General features: G+C 60.4%; 1 protein-coding gene. It reads left to right on the top strand.

The features are described 5' to 3' along the window. Window positions 1-1,012: 1,012 nt before the first annotated feature. Window positions 1,013-1,438: a transposase gene (locus A9976_RS18625; protein ID WP_183020234.1), complete on the top strand. Its 426-nt coding sequence runs from the start codon at window positions 1,013-1,015 to the stop codon at window positions 1,436-1,438. Window positions 1,439-1,446: the final 8 nt, after the last annotated feature.

Below are 1,446 nucleotides of genomic sequence, written 5' to 3'. Positions count from 1 at the left end.
TTCTTGGGGTGCTTACTTAAGTGGTTCTTTAGGGCTACTTATGTGATTTTTGTTGGGCGTGTCTTAGGTTTTCTTGGGACTTGCTTTAGATCTTCGTGGGACTTGCCCTAGATCTTCGTGGGACGCTCGTCGCCGGGGTCGGGTGGGTGGCGCGCGCCCACGATTGCGGTCCGGAGCGTTCGCTCCGGACTGCCCCTTCGTCATCTTCGTTGCGGCCTACGGCCGCTGCCTTCAGATTCCCTCGGGCGCATCAAGGTTGCGCGCCACCCACCCGACCCCGGCGACGAGCTGCGCCATCTTGGTTCGCGCGCTGCTAGAGCGCCGTTTACTGACGAGATTTGCGGGGCCCGCCTCATGCGTCCGCGCGGGCGGACGCATTCTGCATACGCGTTGTTGATGCGTCGGGGCGATGGTCGCTTGCGCGCTGGTGGTGAGTGGTTTTCTTTTGGTCCCCGCAGTCAGTGGGGGAGGTGGAGCGACGGGTGGCGCGCGGCGCATAGCTGCTTGCTTTTTCGCACCTGTACGCGCGCCACCCGTCTAAAAGGGAGGGCGGTGACGGGATCCGGCGATGTCGCTCTTCTGACGGTTTGATCGTCGATCGCGAATGGGTCTTCAACCATGCATTGACCGTCAATCGTAGGATGGGTGGAGCGCGGCAAATCCGGTGTAAGAACGGCAACGCCGATCGCGCGCAACCCATCATGGTGGCAGGCATCGATGATGGGCTATGCGCGCAATGGCGGAATGCGCGATGGGTTGCGTGCGGCATACGTCCGTGTACTTGGGCCAACCGGAACGCACTCCACCCATCCTTGTATGTTTTTATAGCACTTACCGATCTCACGTCGGGGGTGCTGGGGACCGGGACGCACCCATCCATCAGCCGTCACTAGCGGACTGACGTTGGTAGATATCCCACCCCGCCCAAATACGTCGATTAAGAATCTAGCGGCCGTGACCGCCGATTGATCGCAAGACGAGGCTGCGCCTGTCCAGCGATCGGCATAAGCACGTGGGATCGCAAGTTCAGGTCCAGCACGCGTTGGATGCCTTGGCGCAGTTGGCAGATGCTCTTGATGGGGCCGCTCTGGTGACGGCCGTCACCCGCATCCCGTTCGCCTCTTCGGACGCAGTGGTGGCCTACGCGGGGCTAGACCCCAAGCCCAAAGAATCTGGAGCCTACAAAGGCCTGCGCAAACTCAGCAAGCAGGGCGATGCGGCCCTGAGAAGCCTTGCCTATAACGCGGCAACTTCAGCCAGCCGAACGGCTGCCTTCAAACCCCTCTATGCAGCGTTACGAGCCAAGGGCTGGGCCTCAACACAGGCCCTAAACATCATCGCCAGAAAACTCCTACGCATCGCCTTCGGCGTATGGAAATCGCGCAAACCCTTCGACGTCAATCGCTTTATCGCCAACCAGGCTTGCGCCAAACCATAGAATCTACG

It is taken from the genome of Delftia sp. UME58, assembly GCF_014170385.1.
GTDB lineage: Bacteria > Pseudomonadota > Gammaproteobacteria > Burkholderiales > Burkholderiaceae_C > Comamonas > Comamonas acidovorans.
The sequence above is the reverse complement of the archived record's forward strand: the minus strand, read 5'-3'. Positions and strand labels throughout refer to the sequence as shown.